Source organism: Pseudoflavonifractor sp. An176, assembly GCF_002160435.1.
GTDB lineage: Bacteria > Bacillota > Clostridia > Oscillospirales > Oscillospiraceae > Enterenecus > Enterenecus faecium.
This window is the reverse complement of record NZ_NFKO01000003.1, coordinates 86,511-108,964: the sequence shown is the minus strand read 5'-3', so window position 1 is coordinate 108,964 and position 22,454 is coordinate 86,511. Positions and strand designations below refer to the sequence as shown.

General features: G+C 57.4%; 19 protein-coding genes. 12 read left to right on the top strand and 7 right to left on the bottom strand.

The genetic code is table 11. The annotated features are described in order from the left end of the window. Window positions 1–10 precede the first annotated feature (10 nt). Genes B5F12_RS03100 through B5F12_RS03070 form a run of 7 tightly spaced genes read left to right on the top strand, consistent with a single transcriptional unit; the run spans window position 11 to window position 9,156 of the window. A complete protein-coding gene (locus B5F12_RS03100; RefSeq protein WP_087230122.1) occupies window positions 11–1,015 on the top strand; it encodes a M42 family metallopeptidase in 1,005 nt (334 codons plus the stop codon). Between the two features lie 5 nt (window positions 1,016–1,020). After that, window positions 1,021–2,271 (top strand): methionine gamma-lyase family protein, encoded by a 1,251-nt coding sequence (locus B5F12_RS03095; protein ID WP_087230118.1) that lies wholly within the window; start codon window positions 1,021–1,023, stop codon window positions 2,269–2,271. Window positions 2,272–2,318: 47 nt separating this feature from the next. Continuing rightward, window positions 2,319–2,975 carry a sporulation protein YunB gene (gene yunB, locus B5F12_RS03090; protein WP_158096559.1) on the top strand — a complete coding sequence of 219 codons (657 nt, stop codon included), beginning with the start codon at window positions 2,319–2,321 and terminating at the stop codon, window positions 2,973–2,975. A gap of 25 nt (window positions 2,976–3,000) precedes the next feature. Beyond that, window positions 3,001–5,022 carry an NAD-dependent DNA ligase LigA gene (gene ligA / locus B5F12_RS03085; RefSeq protein ID WP_087230112.1) on the top strand — a complete coding sequence of 674 codons (2,022 nt, stop codon included), beginning with the start codon at window positions 3,001–3,003 and terminating at the stop codon, window positions 5,020–5,022. An 18-nt stretch (window positions 5,023–5,040) separates the two neighbouring features. After that, complete coding sequence (locus B5F12_RS03080; RefSeq protein WP_087230109.1) at window positions 5,041–6,219, top strand: aminotransferase class I/II-fold pyridoxal phosphate-dependent enzyme; 1,179 nt, start codon at window positions 5,041–5,043, stop codon at window positions 6,217–6,219. Further along, window positions 6,209–7,078, top strand: coding sequence for a DNA/RNA non-specific endonuclease (locus B5F12_RS03075; RefSeq protein ID WP_087230106.1), 870 nt, complete (start codon window positions 6,209–6,211; stop codon window positions 7,076–7,078). Before B5F12_RS03080 ends, B5F12_RS03075 begins: the two co-directional genes overlap by 11 nt. Before the next feature lie 23 nt (window positions 7,079–7,101). Beyond that, window positions 7,102–9,156, top strand: coding sequence for an ATP-dependent helicase (locus B5F12_RS03070; RefSeq protein WP_087230103.1), 2,055 nt, complete (start codon window positions 7,102–7,104; stop codon window positions 9,154–9,156). Window positions 9,157–9,301: 145 nt separating this feature from the next. Here B5F12_RS03070 and nagE read toward each other — a convergent pair whose 3' ends face one another. From nagE to B5F12_RS03035, 7 genes are all read right to left on the bottom strand, one after another. Next, window positions 9,302–10,819 carry an N-acetylglucosamine-specific PTS transporter subunit IIBC gene (gene nagE, locus B5F12_RS03065; RefSeq protein WP_087230100.1) on the bottom strand — a complete coding sequence of 506 codons (1,518 nt, stop codon included), beginning with the start codon at window positions 10,817–10,819 and terminating at the stop codon, window positions 9,302–9,304. Between the two features lie 141 nt (window positions 10,820–10,960). Next, a complete protein-coding gene (locus tag B5F12_RS03060; RefSeq protein ID WP_087230097.1) occupies window positions 10,961–11,221 on the bottom strand; it encodes an HPr family phosphocarrier protein in 261 nt (86 codons plus the stop codon). Beyond that, entirely contained in the window at window positions 11,218–12,840 is a 1,623-nt protein-coding gene (gene ptsP / locus B5F12_RS03055) for a phosphoenolpyruvate--protein phosphotransferase (RefSeq protein WP_087230095.1), read from the bottom strand. Before ptsP ends, B5F12_RS03060 begins: the two co-directional genes overlap by 4 nt. Window positions 12,841–12,873: 33 nt before the next feature. Then, window positions 12,874–13,368, bottom strand: coding sequence for a PTS glucose transporter subunit IIA (locus tag B5F12_RS03050; RefSeq protein WP_087230092.1), 495 nt, complete (start codon window positions 13,366–13,368; stop codon window positions 12,874–12,876). After that, a complete protein-coding gene (locus B5F12_RS03045) occupies window positions 13,355–14,209 on the bottom strand; it encodes a PRD domain-containing protein (RefSeq protein WP_158096731.1) in 855 nt (284 codons plus the stop codon). Before B5F12_RS03045 ends, B5F12_RS03050 begins: the two co-directional genes overlap by 14 nt. A 294-nt stretch (window positions 14,210–14,503) precedes the next feature. Further along, window positions 14,504–15,241 (bottom strand): copper homeostasis protein CutC, encoded by a 738-nt coding sequence (locus B5F12_RS03040; RefSeq protein WP_087230086.1) that lies wholly within the window; start codon window positions 15,239–15,241, stop codon window positions 14,504–14,506. Window positions 15,242–15,379: 138 nt separating this feature from the next. Further along, window positions 15,380–17,260, bottom strand: a complete 1,881-nt coding sequence (locus B5F12_RS03035; RefSeq protein WP_087230083.1) for a DUF4914 family protein — start codon at window positions 17,258–17,260, stop codon at window positions 15,380–15,382. 396 nt (window positions 17,261–17,656) lie between these two features. Between B5F12_RS03035 and metF the strand changes: the two genes are divergently transcribed. From metF to B5F12_RS03010, 5 genes are all read left to right on the top strand, one after another. Then, window positions 17,657–18,526 carry a methylenetetrahydrofolate reductase [NAD(P)H] gene (gene metF / locus B5F12_RS03030; protein ID WP_087230080.1) on the top strand — a complete coding sequence of 290 codons (870 nt, stop codon included), beginning with the start codon at window positions 17,657–17,659 and terminating at the stop codon, window positions 18,524–18,526. After that, window positions 18,523–19,203 carry a methionine synthase gene (locus tag B5F12_RS03025; RefSeq protein ID WP_143482312.1) on the top strand — a complete coding sequence of 227 codons (681 nt, stop codon included), beginning with the start codon at window positions 18,523–18,525 and terminating at the stop codon, window positions 19,201–19,203. The genes metF and B5F12_RS03025 overlap by 4 nt, the downstream gene beginning before the upstream one ends. Next, entirely contained in the window at window positions 19,190–21,592 is a 2,403-nt protein-coding gene (locus B5F12_RS03020; RefSeq protein ID WP_275532694.1) for a homocysteine S-methyltransferase family protein, read from the top strand. Before B5F12_RS03025 ends, B5F12_RS03020 begins: the two co-directional genes overlap by 14 nt. A 66-nt stretch (window positions 21,593–21,658) precedes the next feature. Beyond that, window positions 21,659–21,862, top strand: a complete 204-nt coding sequence (locus tag B5F12_RS03015) for a 4Fe-4S binding protein (protein ID WP_087230074.1) — start codon at window positions 21,659–21,661, stop codon at window positions 21,860–21,862. Beyond that, window positions 21,859–22,437, top strand: a complete 579-nt coding sequence (locus tag B5F12_RS03010) for a hypothetical protein (RefSeq protein WP_087230071.1) — start codon at window positions 21,859–21,861, stop codon at window positions 22,435–22,437. Before B5F12_RS03015 ends, B5F12_RS03010 begins: the two co-directional genes overlap by 4 nt. Window positions 22,438–22,454 lie beyond the last annotated feature (17 nt).

Here is a 22,454-nt window from a genome sequence, read left to right as displayed (position 1 = left end):
GGAACCCAACATGGAATGGATCAATACACTCAATACCCTGTGCCACGCCTTTGGCCCATCTGGGGCCGAGGGGGGAGTGGCACAGATCATAGAAGAGATGGCCCGCCCCTATGTGGATGAGATCACCCGGGACACCATGGGCAATCTCATTTGCCGCAAAAGGGGAAGTGGCCCCCGGCTCATGTTTTCCGCCCACATGGACAGCATTGGCCTGGTGGTGACCCACATCGACGACAAGGGCTTTTTGCGAGTGGGAGCCATCGGCGGCGTTCACGCCGACGCCGTGGTCAACACCCCGGTGCGCTTTCAAAACGGCACCTGCGGCGTCATCGCCGCCCAGGTGGGCTCCACGCCGGGAAAGCGAACCATGGCTGACCTGTACCTGGACATTGGAGCCACCTCCCGGGAGGAGGCGGAACAACAGGTGCAGATTGGCGATGTGGCGGTGTACAACACTCCCGTTTTCCCAGCGGGTGCTCTGGTAGCCGGACCCTATATGGACAACCGCATCTCCTGCCTGGTGCTGCTGCAGGCCATGGAGCGGCTGCACGAATGCCCCAACGACGTGTACTTTGTCTTCTCCACCCAGGAGGAGGTGGGCCTGCGAGGAGCCAAAACCGCCGCATGGTCCATTGACCCAGACTATGGCATCGCCGTAGATGTCACCAGTGAGGACGGCATTCCCGGTGCCAAGCACACCGCCAGCAGTTTGGCGGGGCAAGGGGCGGCGGTGAAGGTGATGGACCGCTCGGTAATCTGCCACCCCGAAATGGTAAACCTTCTGATGGAGCTAGCCCAGAAACAGGGCATTCCCGCCCAGCGAGATGTCATTCAAGCGGGTGGCACCGACGCCGGAGCCATCCATCAGACCCGCAGCGGCGTGTGTACCGGAGGGATTTCCATCCCCTGTCGCTACACCCACACACCCTGTGAGATGGTGTGTGCCGCCGATGTGGAGGCCTGCGTGGAGCTGGTGACCGCACTGGCCCAAACTAAGTTAGAGAAAGAGTGTTAAGGAATATGTCTTTACAGTTTTCTGAGGAGTTGCGTACCCTGGCCCGCCGGGCAGAGGAGACGCTGAAAGAGCAGTTTGCCCGCATTGACGCAGTGGCTGAGGCCAACACCCTGCGGGTGCTGGATGCCTTCCGCCAGTATCGAGTGGCGGAGAGTTATTTTGCCGGAACCACCGGCTACGGCTATGACGACCTGGGCCGGGACAAGCTGGACGAGATCTACGCCCACCTATTTGGCACGGAGGACGCCCTGGTGCGCATCGGGTTTGTCAATGGCACCCACGCCATTTCTGCGGCCCTGTTTGGCTGCCTGCGTCCCGGAGACGTGCTGGTCTCCGCTGTTGGCGCTCCCTACGACACCCTGCTGGGTGTCATCGGTGTCACGGACAAGGGCACCGGGTCCCTGAAGGACTTCGGCGTGGAATACCGCCAGGTGGACCTCACCCCGGAGAATACGCCCGACCTGGAGGGACTGGCCCAGGCTGTGTCCGATCGCAAGGTAAAAGCGGTGCTTATCCAGCGCTCCAAGGGCTACTCCACCCGGGCCTCTCTGTCTGTGGACGAGATTGGCCACATGTGCGAGATCATCCGCCAGCACAACCCCAATGTTGCCATTTTGGTGGACAACTGCTACGGGGAGTTTGTGGAGGAGAAGGAACCCACCCACGTGGGCGCTGACCTGGTAGTGGGCTCCCTCATCAAGAACCCCGGCGGCGGTCTGGCCCCCACCGGAGCTTATCTGGCCGGACGCCACGACCTCATCGAAGGGGCCGCTATGCGTCTGACCTGCCCCGGTATCGGCAAGGAATGCGGCTCCACCCTAGGCAACAACCGTTTGCTGTATCAGGGGCTATTCATGGCCCCCCACACCGTGGCCCAGGCGTTGAAAACCGCTGTGTTTGGAGCGGCTCTCATGGAGCAGATGGGGTATGAGACTGAGCCCCACTCTCTGGCACCACGCCACGACATCATTCAGATGATTCACCTGGGCAACGGGGAAGGTGTCAAAGCCTTCTGCCGGGGAATTCAGTCCGGCGCCCCTGTGGACTCCTATGTCACCCCAGAGCCCTGGGACATGCCCGGATACGACTGTCAGGTCATCATGGCAGCTGGTGCCTTCATTCAGGGTGCCTCCATTGAGCTGTCGGCAGACGCCCCCATGCGGGAGCCCTATACGGTATATCTCCAGGGCGGCCTGACTTACGAGTCGGGCAAGGCCGGTCTGATGCTGGCCGCTCAAGAGTTGCTGGGTCACTGAATGGGTCAGGCCCCCGGGGGCATACAATGTCCCCGGGGGTGATTGTCGTGTCGGTACCGCTGCGCCGCCGTTGGAGGCGGTGGAAACAGCAGCCTCTATGTTTCATTCTGCTGCCCATCCTCATTGCCATGCTTCTCATCGCTGTGGTCTTCTTCCAATTTTCCCGGAGTATGCGCCCAGTAGTGGAGACGGTGGCGGTAAGCCAGGCCACCAATCTCATCTCGGTGCTGGTGGCGGATGTGGTGGACCAGTGCATGGAGGAGCAGAACTTAGGCTACAATGATCTGATGAACCTGCAACCTTCCGACGGCGACGGTCTGACCACCGTCACTGGGCGCACAGCCACCATTAACCAGCTACGTAATCAGATTACCCAAGCTCTGGTGGAGCAGCTGGAGGACCTGGACTCCGGGCAGCTTGGAGTCCCCCTGGGCAACCTTACCGGATGGATGATTTTCTCCGGACTGGGCCCCAAGCTTCGGGTCTCCATCGACTCGGTGGGGGACGTCATGACCCAAGTCCACAACCAATTTGACAGTGCCGGGATCAATCAGACCCATCACCAGGTGCTCATGGATATCTCCGTCACAGTCCACCTATTTATCCCTGGGGAGATCACCTCTGTCACCGTGGATACCACGGTGTGTCTGGCTGAGACGGTTCTCATCGGCACCGTACCAAACACCTATATACAAAATGGATAACTCATCACAAAGGAGATCAACGGATATGGATTCCTTGCAGCAAATTGAGCAGCTCCGCCGGGAGCTCAACCACCACAACTATCTGTACTATGTCTTGGACCAGCCCACCATCTCCGATTTTGAATACGACCGCATGCTGCGTCAGCTGGAGGAGTTGGAGCAGGCCCACCCGGAGTGGATTACCCCCGATTCCCCCACCCAGCGGGTGGGGGGGAAGCCCCTGGACAGCTTCTCCCAGGTGGTGCACCGGGTCCCCCTCCAGTCCCTGCAAGACGTCTTTTCCCCCGAGGAGCTGATGGAGTTCCACCAGCGAGTCTCACAGGGAGGGACCACCGAATACCTCCTTGAGCCCAAGGTGGACGGCCTGTCCGTAGCCCTAGAGTATGAGAACGGAGTCTTTGTCCGGGGCGCCACCCGGGGAGACGGCATGGTGGGGGAGGACGTCACCGAAAACTTGCGCACCATTCGCTCCATCCCCATGGTGCTGGAGGGCGCCCCCGAAACCCTCATCGTCCGTGGCGAGGTCTATATGCCCCGGAAAACCTTTGAGCGCCTCAACCAAGAACGGGAACTGCGGGGCGAGCCGCTCTTTGCCAACCCCCGCAACGCCGCTGCCGGGTCCATGCGTCAGCTGGACCCGAAAGTGGCAGCATCCCGGGGCTTGGATATTCTGATTTTCAACATCCAATATGTAAACGATATCTCCTTTACAACTGACAGTGACAGCCTGGACTACCTGCGTGGTCTCCGTTTCAAAGTCATTGATTATGTGAAGTCCACAGACATGGAGAAGATTCAAGAGGAGATTCAGAAGCTGGGCGATCAGCGAGAGAAATACCCCTTTGATATCGACGGCGCCGTTGTAAAGGTAAATGACTTGTCTGACCGTGAGACTCTAGGCGAGACAGCTAAATTTCCCCGCTGGGCTGCCGCCTTCAAATACCCGCCGGAGCAGAAGGAGAGTGTGGTTCGGGATATCGTGGTGCAGGTGGGCCGTACTGGAGTGCTCACCCCCAAGGCGGTGGTGGACCCGGTGCGTCTGGCGGGTACGACTGTGACCAACGCCACCCTTCACAATCAGGACTTTATCACGGAGAAGGATATCCGCATCGGGGACACCGTGGTGGTGCAGAAGGCAGGGGAGATCATCCCGGAGATCGTGTCTGTGGTCACCTCCAAACGCCCGGAAGGCACCGTCCCCTATGAGCTGCCCCACCAGTGCCCCGTGTGCGGTGCTCCGGTGGTACGGGACGAGGACGGGGCCCACGTACGGTGCACCGGGGCCGAGTGTCCTGCCCAGCTGCTGCGCAACCTGACCCACTTTGCCAGTCGGGACGCCATGGATATTGAGGGCCTGGGACCTGCGGTGGTAGAAGGGCTGGTACAGGCGGGGCTGGTCCACACTCCCGCAGACCTGTATCAGCTTCAGCAGGAACAGGTGGCTGCTCTGGACCGGATGGGGCAGAAGTCGGCGGAAAACCTGCTGGCCGCCATTGAGCGCTCTAAGTCCAATGACCTTTCCAAGCTGCTTTTCGCCTTTGGTATTCGCCAAGTGGGGCAGAAGGCCGCCAAGGTGTTGGCCGCCAAGTTCGGCTCTTTGGAGGCGCTGGCCCAGGCAGGGGTGGAGGAGCTCACCGCCATTGACGACATTGGACCCATCACTGCTGAGTATCTCACGGCCTGGTTTGCCTCCCCTCAGAGCCAGCACCTGATGCACAGTCTGGCTCAGGCCGGAGTAAATACCTTGAGCACCGCCGCTCCCGTGGGAGACCGTCTGGCGGGCCTCACCTTCGTGCTCACCGGGGAGCTGTCCCACTGCTCCCGCAAGGAGGCAGGGGGGATGCTGGAGGCCCTGGGGGCCAAGGTGTCCGGCTCGGTATCCAAAAAGACCAGCTGTGTCATTGCCGGAGAGGCGGCAGGCTCCAAGCTTCGAAAGGCCAACGAATTGGGGATCCCTGTGCTGGACGAGGCCCAGTTCCTTCAGCTCATCAGCGATGATCCCCAACAGTACCAGCCCATTCTCACCGACCTCACCACCCAGAAATAGAATCGAGGTAATCCTTTCATGAAACTCAATGTTGCCCAGCGCATGGAGGAATTCCAGCCTGGTATTTTCAATGTCTTGGATGAACGCCGCCAGCAGCGGCTGGTCCAGGGGCTTCCGGTGTACAATCTGTCCATTGGCACCCCGGACTTTCTCCCGGAACCCCACGTGGTACAAGCCCTGGCCCAGGCGGCCAGCCAGCCCACCAACTACCGCTATTCTCTCACGGAGCTGCCGGAGCTGGTGGAGGCGGTCCAGCACTGGTATCTGCGCCGCTATGGCGTGGAATTGGAGCCGGATGAACTGATGAGCATCTACGGCTCTCAGGAAGGGCTGACCCACATCGGCTGGGCTCTGTGTGACCCAGGAGATGTGGTTCTGGTGCCTGACCCCGGCTATCCCATCTTTGAGATGGGCCCCGCCCTGTGTGGGGCAGAAATCGTCCACTACCCGCTGAAGGAAGAAAACGGCTACCTTCCCGATTTGGACGGGATGGACCCGGAACTGGCAGACCGAGCCAAGATGATGGTGGTGTCCTATCCCGCCAACCCTGTATGCGTCACTGCTCCCGACGAGTTCTATCACAAGCTCATCGCCTTTGCCAAAGCCCACAATATCATCATCCTTCACGACAACGCCTACTCGGACATCATCTTTGACGGACGGGTAGGGAAGTCCTTCCTGGCCTACGAGGGGGCTAAGGAGGTAGGTGTGGAGTATAACTCCCTGTCCAAGACCTACAACCTCACGGGTGCCCGCATCTCCTTTGTGCTGGGCAACCGCCAGATCATCCAGACCTTTCGGCGGCTGCGTTCGCAAATCGACTACGGTATTTTCCTCCCGGTACAGCACGCCGCCATCGCCGCCCTCAACGGGCCCCAGGACAGTGTCGCACGCAACCGTGCTGAGTACCAGGCCCGGCGGGATGCCCTGTGCGGCGGCCTTCGCTCCATTGGCTGGAACGTGCCGGATAGCCAAGGCAGCATGTTTGTATGGGCGCCCCTGCCCAAGGGGTACTCCAACTCCGTGGACTTCTGCTTTGAGCTGCTGGAACGCTCTGGGCTGCTGTGTACCCCCGGCTCCGCCTTCGGTCCCTTGGGTGAGGGGCATGTGCGCTTTGCCCTGGTACAGCCAGTATCGATGATGCAGGAGATTGTAGCCGCTGTGGAAGCGAGTGGAATGATTGACCATGAGGCATAAAGTTACCCTTCTATTGGCAGGGGTGTTAGTCAGCCTCCAACTGTCTGGCTGCTCTCTTCTCACGGAGATTACCCCAACTCCCACTCCTACCGCCCAGGTAGTCAGCTATGAGCTGGACACCATCCCCCCTTATACAGACCAACCCTATGTGGTTCTCCAGAACAATGTCCCGGATTTTGATTCCTCTGACTTCACCACCCAGGCCTTTGAGACCTACTCTCCTTTGGACGAGCTGGACCGCTGCGGGGTAGCCTACGCCAACATCTGCACGGAGTTGATGCCCACCGAGGAGCGAGGCTCCATCGGTCAGGTAAAGCCCTCCGGTTGGCATACGGTTACCTATGACAATGTGGACGGGCGATATCTCTACAACCGCTGCCATCTCATCGGATTTCAGCTGGCGGGGGAAAACGCCAATGAGCAAAATCTCATCACTGGCACCCGATATATGAATGTGGAGGGCATGCTGCCTTTTGAGAATCAGGTGGCAGACTATGTGGAGAAAACGGAAAACCATGTGTTATACCGCGTCACTCCCATCTTTTACGGGGACAACCTGGTGGCCTCTGGGGTACAGATGGAGGCCTGGTCGGTGGAGGACCAGGGAGAGGGCGTATGCTTTAACGTGTATGTCTACAACGTCCAGCCTGGCATTACCATTGACTACGCCACGGGGGAGAGCTGGACCTCAGAAGTAACCGCCACCCACTATGTCCTCAATACCAGCTCAAAAAAGTTCCACCTGCCAGAATGCTCTGGGGTGCGGGATATGAATGGCTCCAACCGCCAGGACTATCAGGGCAGCCGAGCGGCACTGGTGGAACAGGGATACTCCCCCTGTGGCCTATGTCACCCATAATCTGATCCACCATGGAGATACATATGACATTGACGCAATTTCTGCATACTTATCGGCTGTCCCTGAATGCACAGCAGCAGCGAGCCGTCCAAACTCTGGATGGCCCGGTGCTGCTGTTGGCCGTTCCAGGCAGCGGCAAAACCACCGTCTTGGTCAGCCGCATTGGATATATGGTCCTGGGGTGTGGCATTCCCCCAGAGTCCATTCTCACCATGACCTACACGGTATCGGCTGCTCAGGACATGCGACAGCGTTTTGCTTCTCTCTTTGGGGCGGAGATGGCCCAGCGGCTGGAGTTTCGTACCATCAACGGGGTATGCAGCCGTATCATCTCCTGCTATGAGCGCATCACCGGACGGAAAGCTTACACCCTGATGGAACAGACTTCCCAGCAGAGTTCCCTCATTGGGACCCTCTACCATTGTCTGACTGGAGAATATGCTACAGAGAGTACCATCAAGGCGGTACAAACCGCCATCACCTATGTAAAAAACCAGATGATCACCTCGGAGCAGGAGCTGGCGCAGGTGGAAGTGGAAGGTGTGACCGACTTTCCAGCCCTGTACCATGCCTATGGTCAGGCCCTGCAACAGCAACAAAAGATGGATTATGACGACCAGCTGGTGTATGCCCGGAAAATTCTGAAGCTCTGTCCGCCAGTCCTCCGCCAGTTCCAGGCACGATACCGATATTTTTGTGTGGATGAGGCCCAGGACACCTCTAAAATCCAACACGCCATCATCTCCCTCCTGGCTCAAAGCAGTGGAAATCTGTTCATGGTGGGAGATGAGGACCAGAGCATCTATGGCTTTCGAGCAGCTTATCCCCAGGCCCTGCTCCACTTTCAGGAGCTCTATCCCAAGGCGCAGGTGCTGTACATGGAGACCAATTATCGCTCTACCAAAGAGATTGTCAGTGCCGCTCAGACCTTTATTGAGAAGAACAAAAACCGCCACCCTAAGACCATGGTCTCCACAGGGCGCACCGGGCCCAGCATTCGTCAAGTGATGGTGCAGAACCGAACCAGCCAGTATGCCTATCTGGCCACTGTGGCGAAGAGAGCCACCCATCCCATCGCCATTCTCTATCGGGACAACGACAGTGTCATCCCCCTCATCGATCTCTTCCAGCGCCAGCAGATTCCCTATCGGTGCCGTCAAGTGGACTGTGGCTTCTTCACCCATCGGGTGGTGCGGGATATCTGTAACATCATTCGCTTTGCCGCCCAGCCATGCAATGGGGAGCTCTTTCTGGATCTATACTACAAGCTTGGGGCCGGAATCACCCGGTTGGCCGCAGTAGAGGCGGTCAATCGATGTGAAGGGGAGGGGGTAACCATCCTGGAGTATCTGTCCAAGTGCACCATGCTCTCCCCATGGTCTAGAAAGCAGTGTGCAGCTCTACAATCCCATGTTTCCTACCTGCTGCAACAACCAGCCCACCGGGCCATTCATCGCATTGTCCACTACATGGGGTACGGGAGGTATGTGGAAGATCGCGGTGGTGATTTGCGCAAAGCAGAAATTCTGGAAGCGTTAGGCTTTCAAGAAGCCACCCCTATGGATTTGCTAGACCGGTTAAACGACCTGTATCAGCTGATGCGGGAGGGCCCTAATACCGAGCAGGAGAGTGTCGTCACCCTGTCCACCATCCACTCCAGTAAGGGCTTGGAGTACCCTCACGTCATCCTTATGGATGTGGTAGACGGGATTCTCCCCAAAGTATTTAATGTCTCCGCAGAGGACCCCGACTTTGATACCTACCAGGAAGAGCGCAGGCTCTTCTATGTGGCTATGACCCGGGCGCAGGACTCTCTATGGGTGCTCTCTTACAAGGCACAGGAGTTGCCCTCTGCGTTTGCTCAGGAGCTGTTTCCTCCCATTACGCCAAAGGAGCAAGTGGCTAAAGTCCATGCGGCCATGTTCCATCCGGGCGTAAAGGTTCGGCATAAAAAATACGGGGAAGGGAAGATCATTGACCTATCCCAGGACATTGTGACCATCTTCTTTTCGCAAGCAGGGGAGAAGAAGTTCTCCCTATCCACCACAGTGAAAAATGGCCTATTGGGCAAAGTATAAGAGCACAGTTCGAGATGATCTCGAACTGTGCTCTTATAACTTACACGAATAAAAAAACCCTGTCCTACAGTGGGCTGTAGGACAGGTAATCTTTCTATGAGATTTCTCTCATGAAAAGCATTCTTTTTGGGAGTTTTGGTAAAAATTACTTTACCAGCTTCTTGAACTCGTCGGCCACGAACTGGACCTTGGGCCCGATGATGACCTGAACGGAGGTCTTGCTGGGGCGGATCACGCCGGAAGAGACAGCCTTGATGGCCTTCTCGTTGACCAGGGTGGAGTCCTTAACCTCCAGACGGAGTCTGGTGATGCAGTTGTCCACGGTGGTCACGTTGGAAGCGCCACCCAGGCCCTCCAGAACGGCCTTGGCAATGGCAGTGTAGTCATTGTTAGCCAGAGCGCCGTCGGAAACCTCATCGGGATCGTCATCCTCACGGCCAGGAGTCTTCAGGTTGAACTTCACAATAGCGAAGCGGAACACAACGTAGAAGATGATGGCAGCGGCAACGCCCAGAGGAATGATCATCCAGGTGTTCTTAGCAGCGGGCAGAGTGGAGGAGAAGACCAGGTCAGTCAGACCAGCGGAGAAGGAGAAGCCGGCACGGAAGCCCACGATGGTGGTGACAGCCACGAAGATGCCGTACAGAGCGGCATACACAACGTACAGGCCGGGAGCCAGGAACATGAAAGCGAACTCGAAGGGCTCAGTCACGCCGCACACGAAGGAGGCGATAGCGGCGGACAGCAGAATGCCCATGGCAACCTTGCGCTTCTCGGGCTTAGCGCTACGATACATAGCGAAAGCAGCAGCGGGAACACCGAACATCATGCAGGGGAAGAAGCCGGACATGTACATACCGACGGACCAGGTGATCTTGGTGCCATTGGCCATGGTGTCACCCTGAACCAGGGAGCCCCAGTAAGCAGACAGGTCGCCCAGGCCGATGGTGTCAAACCAGAACACGTTGTTCAGAGCGTGGTGCAGACCGGTGGGGATCAGCAGACGGTTGAAGAAGGCGTACAGACCGGCGCCAACAGCACCCATGCTAGCGATGCCCTTACCCAGAGCAACCAGAGCGCCGAACACCACGGGCCACACGAACAGCAGGATGGCAGAAACCACAACGGAGATCATGCCAGCCACGATGGCCACGCAGCGCTTGCCGCTGAAGAAGGACAGGAAGTCAGGCAGCTTGGTGTTCTTGAACTTGTTGTAGCTCAGACCACCGATCAGACCGGACAGGATGCCGATGAAGGGGTTGGCGACCTTGGAGAAAGCCACATAGTTGGTGCTAGTGGTATCGATGACACCATCAGCATTCAGAGGCAGCATGTGGGGAGCAATGGTGGCCACTACATTGGTGTTCAGCAGGCTGGTGATCATCAGCCAAGAGGCCAGAGCAGCCAGACCAGCAGTGCCATCCTTGTCATCAGCCATACCGACGCCGACACCGATGGCAAACAGAATAGCCATGTTGTCGATCAGAGCGCCACCGGCCTTGATCAGGAAGAAACCAATAATAGCAGGAATGCCCTCAATGGTGCCGCCCTGCATAGCATGGGGGCTGAGAGCGTAGCCGATACCCATCAGGATACCGCAGATCGGCAAAGTTGCCACGGGCAGCATCAATGCTTTGCCGAGACGTTGTAAAAATCGCATCATAAAAATGATACCCTCCCTCAATAGATGTATGGGTCAGCATCCGCTGACCCTTATTTTAGGTGGCCGTTGCCCACAACGGCCACCTTTGTACACCCAAAAAGAATGCAGGAGTATGCTAATTAAGATGCAGGAGAGACCCTCTTACAGGTTCTCCTTCAGGAAGGCCTCCATGCCGGCAGCAGCGGCGGCCTCGTCACCACCCTCGCAGGTGATGGTCAGGGTGTGGCCCTGCTTGGCGCCCAGCTTCATCAGGCCCATGATGCGCTTGGCATCGGCGGTCTGACCGTTGGCGGAAACCTTGATGTCACAGTCGGCGAAGGTAGCGGCAGTCTTAGCCAGCTGGCCGGCGGGACGGGCGTGGATGCCCAGGGGATCTTGAATCACATAGGTAAAGGTAGTCATTGGGGTTTTCCCTCACTTTCACAAACTTTCTTTCTCAGTTCCAACACCCGGGTGGGGGAGACGGACAGTTCGTCGTAGCCCATATCCAGGAATGTCTCGGTCAAAGACGGATCGGCACCCAGCTCGCCGCAGATGCCGCACCAGATGCCAGCCTTGTGGGCGTTCTCGGCAATCATCCGCAGCAGCCGCATGATGGCGGGGTGGTGGGTATCGCCAAACTCCTCCAGAGAGGGGTTCTGACGGTCCACAGCCAGGGTGTACTGGGTCAGGTCATTGGTGCCGATGCTAAAGAAGTCAACCACCTTGGCCAGCTCGTCGCTGATGACGGCGGCGGCGGGGGTCTCGATCATAATGCCGTGCTCCACTTCGCCCACGGGGATGCCCTGCTCCTCCAGCTCCTTGCGGAAGGCATCGCACATCTCACGCACACGCTTGACTTCCCAGACAGAGGCAATCATGGGGAACATGACGCTGACGGGGCCGTGAGCGCTGGCGCGGTAGATGGCGCGCATCTGAGTGCGGAACACCTCGGGACGGCGGATGCAGATACGGATGCCGCGCAGACCCAGAGCGGGGTTCTCCTCGGCGTCCAGGTTGAAGTAGTCAGCCTGCTTATCCGCACCGATATCCAGAGTACGGATGACGCAGGGACGGCCCTGCAGGCCCTCCACCACCTTGCGGTAGGCCTGGTACAGATCATCCTCAGTGGGATAATCCTCGCGGCCCAGGTAGAGGAACTCACTACGCAGCAGGCCCACGCCCTCGGCGTCGCCCTTGATGACGTGCTCCACGTCGGAGGGGTTACCGATGTTGGCATACAGCTTGATCTTCTGACCATTGCGGGTCACGGAGGGCTTACCACGGTAGGCCTCCAGCTCCTGCTGGTGGCGAATCACGGCCTCGCGCTTCTCGGTCATGGTCTTGAGCGTCTCATCGTCGGGCTGGATGTAATAGTTGCCCTCGATGCAGTCCACCACCATCATCTGACCGCTCAGGGAGTCATCCATGGCGATGTCAGCCTTCACCAGGGAGGGGATACCCATGATGCGGGCCAAAATGGCGGTGTGGCTGTTGGCGGAACCGTGCTGAGTGACAAAAGCCAGGATCTTGTCCTTAGGCAGCTGAACGGTCTCAGAGGGAGTCAGGTCCTCGGCAATCAGAATGCCGGGCCGATCCATCTCAAAACCAGAGCTGCCGCCACACAGGATGTTGACCACACGGGTTGACACGTCGCGCACGTCCGTAGCACGGGCCTGCATGTAGGAGTCATCCATGGAAGCAAAATCCATGGCAAACTCTTCACCAGTCTGCTTGACAGCCTGTGCGGCGCCCAGGCCGTTCTGGATCTTGGCCTGGATGCTCTCCAGATAGTCCAGATCGTCCAGCATCATCATCTGGACATCCAGAATCATGGCCTGCTCCTCGCCCAGCTCCTTAGTGGCCTGATCCACCAGGTGCTGCAGCTGAGAAAGAGCAACCTCCTTGGCTTTGTCAAACTTCTGCTGCTCCACGGCGGGGTCGCCGCAGGAGACGGGCAGGGTGGCCTGCCCCTTGCGATAGAGATAAACTGGGCCGATGGCCACGCCGGAGCAAACCGGCAATCCCGAACCTCGTATCATAATGTGCCTCCTAAATTTATCTGATTTCTTTTTTTACTTTTTCAGAGTGAGCAGCACATCGCCAGCCTTCACGGGGCCAGTGTGTCCTTCCACAGTGGAAAAGTTATCGGAATTGCAGATCACCATGGGGGTGATGGTGTCGTAACCGTCCGCCTTGATGGCCTCACGGTCAAAGGTGATAAGCAGCTGACCCTTCTTCACCTTGTCGCCGTTGGCGGCGTGAACGGTGTAGTGGGCACCCTTCAGGTTCACGGTGTCCAGTCCCACGTGGATGAGCACCTCAGCACCGTTGTCAGCCTGGAGGCTCACAGCGTGGCCGGTGTCGAACATCATCTCCACGGTGGCGTCACAGGGAGCAACCACCTGAGTGCCAGTGGGGCGGATGGCGATGCCCTTGCCCAGGATCTCCTCGCTGAACGTAGGATCGTTGACCTGGCTGACCGGAACGGCCTCTCCGTCCATCGGGGCGTAGATCACCAGATCGTCTGCATGCGAAGACTTGCCCAGCAATTTGTCAAATAGTCCCATGTTCCTTCACTCCTTCTTTTCCTTTATTGATGCGGTGTAAGTGAACAGCCAGATAGGCTTTCTGTTCCTTGGATAATTCTTTTCCGCAGGCTGTTTCCAGCTCCTTGGTGAGGATTTCCGCCAGATGATAGTCCTGCGGGAATGCCTGCATAATCAGGTCAGAGAACTGCTCGTCTGCCGGGAGAGTATCCCGGGGGGAATAGAGGTCCAATGCCAAGAACTTCAGATGAATGACCAACTCATCATAATAGATAGTAGTTCGATCCAAATGGAACTTGTCATTGGACTCCAGCGTGTGCAGCATCTGGCCCAGCGCCTGGGTGACCTTTAAGGTAATACCCAGAGACATCTCATGCTCAGCGTTGACCAGGTGTAGGGCGATGGAGGCCGCCTCATCCTGGGGAAGCGTCACATTGAAACGACGCTGAATCTCCGTCAAAGCGTGACAGCCGATGTTGTACTCCTGGGGATAAAACAGACGGACTTCCGTATGCAGGGCATTGGTAAACCCCATACCGGATTCCGCCCGGCGGATGGCAAAGCAGATGTGGTCGCACAGCGTCAGATAAATTCCCTCGTTGAGGGGATGATCCAGCACCTGAGTGGCGTATTGAATCAGCTCTGTACAAAACTCTACCTGAGGCTGGGGACAGCGGGCCAGCAGGTCCTTCAACTGTTCCAGATTGGCGGGATTGGAGATGCTGAACACCTTTTCCACGCGCTCCTGATCAATCACCGCGCCCTGCTTGACACCAAACCCAAGTCCGCGTCCCATGACGATGTGTTCCTGTTTGTTCTCGTCTAAGCAGCTAACAATGTTATTATTGATCGTTTTAAGCACATGGAATACCACCGTAATTCCTCCTCTGAACGGAAATCGAAAGGACGAAAAAAGAGAAAAACCAGGCCTCACCCGTAACAGAGAATTGGGCACCGCCCAGACACATCAGCTCTGTAATTTCGTCAAGGTGAGTCCCGGTTTTGCCCGCCTATGCGGTAACAATCCAAGCTACTGGATAAATATTATAAAATAAGCTTGGATTTGTCAATAGTATTTTAGACAAAAGAGATAAGACCGGACTCATTCACAAAATTTCACTGAAATTTTTGTTGATATTTACCTTTGCATTTTAGGTCATTTTTGGGTTAGTGCTGCATAAGCGCTGCGTACTAAGCCCTCATCTGTGTAAAATCGCTCATATTCACTGGCAAAGGGCAATCCCATGGGAACTCCCTCCCGACGGAACTGCATACCGCCCTCCACCGTGCGTTTTCCCGACATGTGGAACGCAGAAATTCCTGTGCGCTCCCGGATGACAGGAATGTTCTCCGGGCTCACGCCGCTGCCTGCCAACAGGGTAATCCGCCCGTCCGCCTGCTGTTGCAGCTGGGCCAAAGTCTCCACTCCCTCCAGGGCTGTGGCCGCCTGGCCGGAGGTCAGGATGGTGTCAAAGCCCAGAGTGATCGCCGCCTCCAGGCCCTGCTGGGCATCGGCGCACACATCGAACGCCCGGTGCAGCGTTTTCCCCAGAGGTCCGGCGGCCTCAACCAGGGAAGAGAGGAAGGGGACATCCAAGGTCCCATCCGGGCACAGCGCACCAATCACCACGCCGTCTACACCAAGAGAGCGGCACAACTCCACCTCTTTGTACAGGATCTCCTGTTCGGAGGGGGTGTACAGGAAATCGCCGAAGCGAGGGCGAAGCAACACACGCACCGGCACATCCAACTTCTGTACTGCCTCAATGAGATAGGGGCTGGGACTGGTCCCGCCAATGATCAAATTGCCGCACAGCTCCAGTCGGGTGGCGCCACCCGCCGCTGCAGCACGGGCCGATTCCACGCTGTCGACACAGATTTCCAAAGTCATCATGACCGCCTCCTGTCATCGGTAGAATGCTTTTATATATCATAAACAAAAATTGCGCGGAGCACAAGTGGTATTCTTTTCAAGTGGGCGCAAAATAACACCCTCAGCTTTCTGTTGCCGGAAAGCTGAGGGTGCTGGTTCTCATTTCAGGCCGAGGGGAGTAATTGCGCAGTAGTCTTCGATGGTGCCGTGCTTCTTGAAGCACTCCAGGATTTCCTTGCCCACGGGGTGGAGCTCTTCCACGTCAAAGGCCTCCAGCTCTTTGGCGAAGAAGTCGTAGAGAATCTGGGCACCCTTCTGGTAGCCCTCCATTCCCATCTGCTCCTGGGTCTCAGGGTGCAGGAAGGTGGTGCGGATCTCCTGGCCGTCCACCTTCATCTCCTTCATGCAGTAGCCCAGCAGGGAGCAGGGGGCGGGGGTGAGACGGTCCATTTTCATATTCACGCCGCCGCGGCGGGCCAGATACTCTCTGGCAATCCACTCCGCAGCAAAGCCGATGCGATACACACCGATGTGCTGGTTGGGAATCAGGACATACTTGGTATTGGGGGAGTTCAGAATCTGCTCCAGCAGCAGGTTAGCCTGCACCACCTTACGGCCAGTGGCAAAGGGCCAATAGGAGCCCACGCCCTCACTGGCCAGGGGAGAGTTTCCGCTGATGCTGGGGTTCTTAAAGCCACGGGGGGCCACCAGACGCCACAGCCAAGCCAGAGCAGGGGGGATGATGTGCATCAGACCCATGATACCGTAGTCCGGGTGAGCGGCGCTGGAGGGGGGCATACGCACGCCGAAGCTGCGCACATCCACCTCCACAGGGGACATCTCGATGTTGTCCACCATGGTGCGGGGAATAATCACACGGGGGTTGGGGCAGGGCTTGCCGTTGGAGTCCATGGTGTGGTCCCAAACCAAGCAGGTAGCACCGGGAACACCGTCGATGTTGAAGAACATCAGAGGCTTCTCGCTCTCAATGGTGATGCGCTCGTACATGGGATCGCTGCCATACTCGGTGATGCCGTCCACACGGAGGAACCAGCCGTCCTCACCGTCGTACAGAGCCAGCTTGCCGCTCTCCGTCTGGAAGGAGGGGTGGCAGATGGCCATATCATCGGTGACCGGGTGAATGGTACAGGTATCGCTCATGTGCAGGTAATCCCGCTCGCCGTTCTCCAGGTTGGTGCCCAGCAGCACACGGCCATCGGACACACGGTGCACATCCTGAAGCAGCTCGCTCTTGCCGCCGCCAGAGGCGCCCTCGTGCATCATCACCATCTCATTCTCATAGGGAGTGACAATACGGGCGGCGGAGGCATGGGCAGTCACCCAGCCCTCCTGTTCGCCGATATCCAGCAGCACGCTGTAAATACCCTTCTTGGCGGAGGGGCCGGGATAGAGGTTATAAGAGAACACCTCGTGGCGATCCTCCAGACGATTGTGCACGCACACCTGTCTGCCGTTGAAGTGGGTGTGGCGGAAGGGGGGAGCGACATAGACAATGGCGCGGGGCTTAAAGTTGTGGATGTCCTTGCCACTGACAAAGGACTGGAGCTGAGACAGAGCAAAGGCAAAGAAGGCCGCATTGCGGGGACACACCAGCAGAGCCTCATAGCCATACTCCTTGCCGCCCGCCATAAAGGGCACCAGAATCAACTCCTGACGGGCCAGCCACTTATAGGTCTCGATCTTCAACTTCTCGAAGTCGTAGCCGTACACATCCTTAAAGCGGGGCTTATCCGTGGGGAGATCATCGCCAATGCGCATACAGTCCGGATCACGACGGCGCATATAGTCCTCGGTGAAGTTGACGGCAGCACCGTTCTTGCAGCGGGAGACCACTGCCTCCTTCACTAGCTCACCATTGACCCGGTAGCAGACATCCACCTGATTGGTATTGGTTCCGTTATTGCCAAAAATCAGGCCGTACAGCATCTCCTCCGTCTTGGGAATGATGATACTAGGGCTGTTGTCCAGTATCTTTTCCAGGTCGGGAGGGAGCACAAACTCTTCCAACAACACGTTCATGTACCGCAACCTCTTTTCCGTGACATAGTTTGAAATTTAACATACTACACGTAGAGTATCAAACTTGACGGCGACTTGTCAACCACTCTTTTCTTGCAAGATCATTTTTCCCGTCTTGCATTTTCCGGTTTTTTCTAATTCGATTTAACCGTTCTGATTTGATTTGTACCACATTTATCTAGAAACTCCTTCCATACCACGACAATTTTTCCTGTTTTCTCGTTTCAGATATCCTTTTTCATAAATGGTCGAATTTTTGTGAGGAAATCAATATTTCATACTTTGTTAACATTTTCCCTTCGCTTCCCAAGACATCTTGCATTTTGCCTTATTTTCCTGTATACTCACAAAAGATACAGCTATTTAGCGAAAAAAAGCAAACGAGTGAGGTACCCCATGAAAATTGCAGAATTGTTCGGCCAAGGCCGCCCTGTATTCTCCTGTGAGATCTTCCCGCCCAAGCGGGATTCCCCCATTGACAGCATCTATCGCACGTTAGATGGATTGAAGGACATTCGCCCTGATTTCATCAGTGTGACCTACGGCGCAGGGGGTGGCGGTAACGTCAACCACTCCACCCAAGAGATTGCCTGCATGATTGAAAATGAGTACCACATTACCGCTATGGCCCATTTGACCTGTGTGGGCTGCACCAAGGAGAGTGCTCTAGAGGTGATGAACACCCTCAAGGCTGGAGGCGTGGAGAATATTCTGGCGCTGCGAGGAGACCACAACCCCAACGCAGTCTCTCACACGGACTTTCTCCACGCCGATGACCTGGTGTCCTGGATTCGGCAGCACGGGGATTTTGGTATTTCCGGGGCATGCTATCCAGAGGGACACCCGGAGAGCCCCGACGTGGTCTCTGACATCCGCTATCTCAAGCAAAAGGTGGATGCCGGTGTGACTCACCTGGTTAGCCAATTGTTTTTTGACAACGACGATTTTCTCCGTTTCTGGGAACGGTGCCGTCTGGCGGGGATTGAAGTGCCCATTGAGGCGGGTATCATGCCTGTGCTGAGCAAGGCCTCCATTCAGCGTATGGTGTCCATGTGCGGCGCCTCTCTGCCTCGGAAGCTGACCCGTATTCTGGCCCGCTACGGTGATCACCCCCAGGCCATGCGGGAGGCAGGTATCGCCTATGCCATTGACCAGATCTCTGACCTGATCGCCGCCGGTGTGGACGGGATTCACCTGTACACCATGAACAATCCTCAGGTGGCCCGTCAGATCAGTGACAGCATCACCGCCATCCGCAGCGTATGATGGAAGTACAGCTTTCGTCCCTGGACATCTCTGAGGTTCTGCGGTATATGGGCTGTCCCGCCCACCAGGCGGACCAAGCGCTGGTGGAGACGGTAACGACCTGCGCCCAGGCACTTGTAAAAACGGCTCGTCCCCGGTGGACCTATCGCACCTTCTCCATCTCTCTGGAGGAGGAGGGGGTGCGCCTGTCCACCGGGCTTCTTCTACCTGGGCAGGACCTCCGCACTCACCTCAGCGGCTGCCATCAGGTGGCAGTGTTCTGCGCCACCCTGTCCCCACAGGTGGACAGTCTCATCCGGCAGGCGGAGAGCCGGGACATGCTCCAGGCCCTAGCTTTGGATTGCTGCGCCACTGCTGCGGTGGAACAGGTCTGCGATGAAATCGAGACGTTCCTTCACGGAGAGTATCCAGGATGCTATTTCCCCTTCCGGTATAGCCCCGGGTACGGGGATTTGCCTCTGTCTCTCCAGGGCCCGCTGCTGGCCCTGCTGGACGCCCCCCGAAAAATCGGACTGTGCGCCAGCGCCACCCACATTTTAACCCCCCGAAAATCGGTCACTGCTCTCATCGGTGTGTCTCACACACCTGTGACAGACGCCAAGCGAAGCTGTCTGAGCTGTCCTGCCGGGGAGCATTGTCAATATCGAAAGGCAGGCGGTCACTGTGGATCTAAATAAGTTACTCACCTCCGGTCAACCCATCTTGCTGGACGGCGCCATGGGCACCATGCTCCAGGCCAAAGGGCTGCCCACAGGCGCAACCCCTGAGTTGGTTTCCCTGGAACACCCCCAGTGGTTGCTGGACATTCACACAGCCTATCTGGACGCAGGCAGTCAGATTGTCTACGCCAACACCTTTGGGGCCAACCGAGAAAAACTGACCCATTGCGGGGTCACTGTGGAAGAAGTCGTACAAGCCGCCGTCTCTCTGGCCAAGCAAGCCGCCCAGGGCAGGGGACTGGTGGCGTTGGATATCGGCCCCATTGGCCAGCTGCTCCAGCCCACTGGCACTCTGGAATTCGAAGAGGCGGTGGATATTTTCGCCCAAGTGGTACGGGCCGGTGTGGCCGCTGGGGCTGACCTAGCCGTCATCGAGACCATGACTGATCTACAGGAGGCCCGAGCCGCTCTGCTGGCCGTGAAAGAGAATAGTTCCTTGCCCGTCATGGTGACCATGACCTATGAGTCCACCGGGCGCACCTTCTTGGGTTGCAGCCCCACCTGCGCCGCTCTGACCCTGGAGGGAATGGGGGCAAATGCCATCGGTATCAACTGTTCCCTGGGCCCCCGGGAGATGCCTCCCCTGGTGGAAGAACTGATCACCTGGACCAATCTTCCCATCGTGCTCAAGCCCAATGCAGGCCTGCCCCACCCGGATGGCTCTGGCTACGACATCACTCCGGAGGAGTTTGCCCAGAGTCTGGCCTCCCTGGCCCAGATGGGGGTACAGGTATTTGGCGGCTGCTGCGGCACCACACCGGAGTATATCCGGCTGCTGCGGGAGGCGCTCAGCCAAACCCAGGTGCGCCAGGTGCCCCGCCACGTGCCTCCGGCGGTGTGCAGCGCCACCAAAGTGGTGCCCATTGACCGAGTGCGCGTCATCGGTGAGCGCATCAATCCCACGGGCAAAAAGCTGATGAAGGAAGCCCTGCGCCGGGGAGATGTGGACTATATGCTGGGTCAGGCCCTGGCTCAGGTGGATGCAGGGGCAGACATTCTGGATGTCAACGTGGGTTTGCCCGATATTGATGAGGCTGAGATGATGGTGGCAGCGGTGAAGGCCATTCAAGGGGTGACAGATGCCCCCTTGCAGCTGGACTCCACCGACCCCGCCGTGCTGGAGCGGGCCCTGCGGGTGTACTGCGGCAAGGCCATCGTCAACTCAGTGAACGGGGAAGATGCTACCAGCGACACAATTCTCCCCCTGGTGAAACAATACGGCGCCGCTGTGGTGGGCCTCACCCTGGACGAAGAGGGAATTCCCCAGACCGCCCAGAAACGGGTGGACATCGCCCGCCACATTCTGGACCGAGCCATGTCCTACGGCATTCCCAAGCAGGACGTATATATTGACTGTCTCACCCTCACAGTGTCCGCCGAGCCCACCGGGGCCGTGCAGACCCTCCAGGCCCTCCGGCAGGTGAAGGAGGAGTTGGGCCTGAAAACGGTGCTGGGGGTGTCCAACATCTCATTCGGCCTCCCCGCCCGGGGACTGGTCAACCAGAACTTTCTCACCATGGCCATGGCGGCGGGTCTGGACTTGCCCATCCTCAACCCCAACGTGGACGCCATGATGGCAGCCGTGCGCTGTTACCATCTGCTGACCACAGTGGATGAGAACGCCGCCGATTTCATCGCCGCCTACGGCAACGCCACCGTATCCACCTCCATCACCACCACAGCCGGGACTTCCGCTTCTCCCACCAGTACCTCCGGCACTCGAACGCTGGAAGAAGCCGTAGTGGCTGGGCTAAAAGCAGAAGCCGCCGCTGCCACCCACAGTCTGTTGGAGCAGCGGGAGCCCATGGACATTGTCAATGAGATGCTCATTCCCGCTCTGGACAAGGTAGGGGCCGACTTCGAACAAAACCGGGTGTTTCTGCCTCAGCTCATCCAGTCTGCCGGAGCCGCTCAAGCCGCCTTTGACGTCATCCGCCAGCACATGACCACGGGAAACCAGGAGCAAGTGGACCGGGGCACCATCGTGATCGCCACGGTGAAGGGGGATATCCACGACATCGGCAAAAACATCGTCAAGGTACTGCTGGAGAACTACGGTTACACCGTGGTGGACCTGGGCCGGGATGTAGACCCCCAGAAGGTAGTGGAGGCCGCCCAGCGCCACCAAGCCCCGCTGGTGGGACTGTCCGCCCTAATGACCACCACCGTCAAGAACATGGAAGAGACCATCGCCCAACTCCGTCAGGCCGGATTGACCTGCAAGGTGATGGTGGGTGGAGCCGTGCTTACCCCGGAATATGCCGCTCAAATCGGCGCTGATTTCTATGCCAAAGACGCCAAAGACTCCGTAGACATTGCAAAGCGGGTCTTTTCTACCGCTATGTGATCTGGTCACAGAACGAAAGCACTCAACATAGTATGATACACGTATCAAATCGTGGGAGGAAGACAGATGCGTGTTGTCAAACGAAACGCCGTGGTGGACCAAGCCCTGTGTGTGGCCTGCGGCTGTTGTGTCAAAGTTTGTCCCTTGTCAGCTGTTGAGGTATTTCATGGATTGTATGCCAAGGTAGACCCGGCCCGCTGCGTGGGGTGCGGGAAGTGCGCCAAAGAGTGCCCGGCCTCTATCATCACCATTCAGGAGGTGGGAGCATGAATGGAAAGCGCTGGTACGACTATCTGTGGATTGCCACAGCCCTCTACCTAGTCCTAGGTTTTTTCAACATTCTTTTTGCCTGGCTGGGCCTGCTGTGCTTTTTCATTCCTCTGATTTTGGCCGTTGCCACCGGGCAGAAGAGCTACTGCAACCGCTACTGTGGGCGAGGTCAGCTTCTGGGCCTGCTGGGAGGCCGGTTTGGTCTATCCCGGCGGAAAGACATGCCCAAGTGGATGAAGAGTCGGGGATTCCGTTACGGCTTTCTGGTGTTCTTCTTTGCCATGTTCTTTCTCATGCTGTGGAATACGTATCTGGTGTTTGCAGGTGCCCAGGATCTCTCCCAGGTGGTGACCTTGCTATGGACCTTCCGGCTGCCTTGGCACTGGGCCTACCACGGCACTCTGTTCTCTCCCGGTGTGGCTCAGTTTGCCTTTGGATTCTACAGCGTCATGCTCACCTCCACGCTGCTGGGTCTTGTGACCATGGTGCTCTTCAAGCCCCGCTCTTGGTGTGTCTACTGCCCCATGGGCACCATGACCCAGCTGATCTGCCAGGCAAAATACAAAGAAAAATAAGTAGAGGAAAGCTGCTG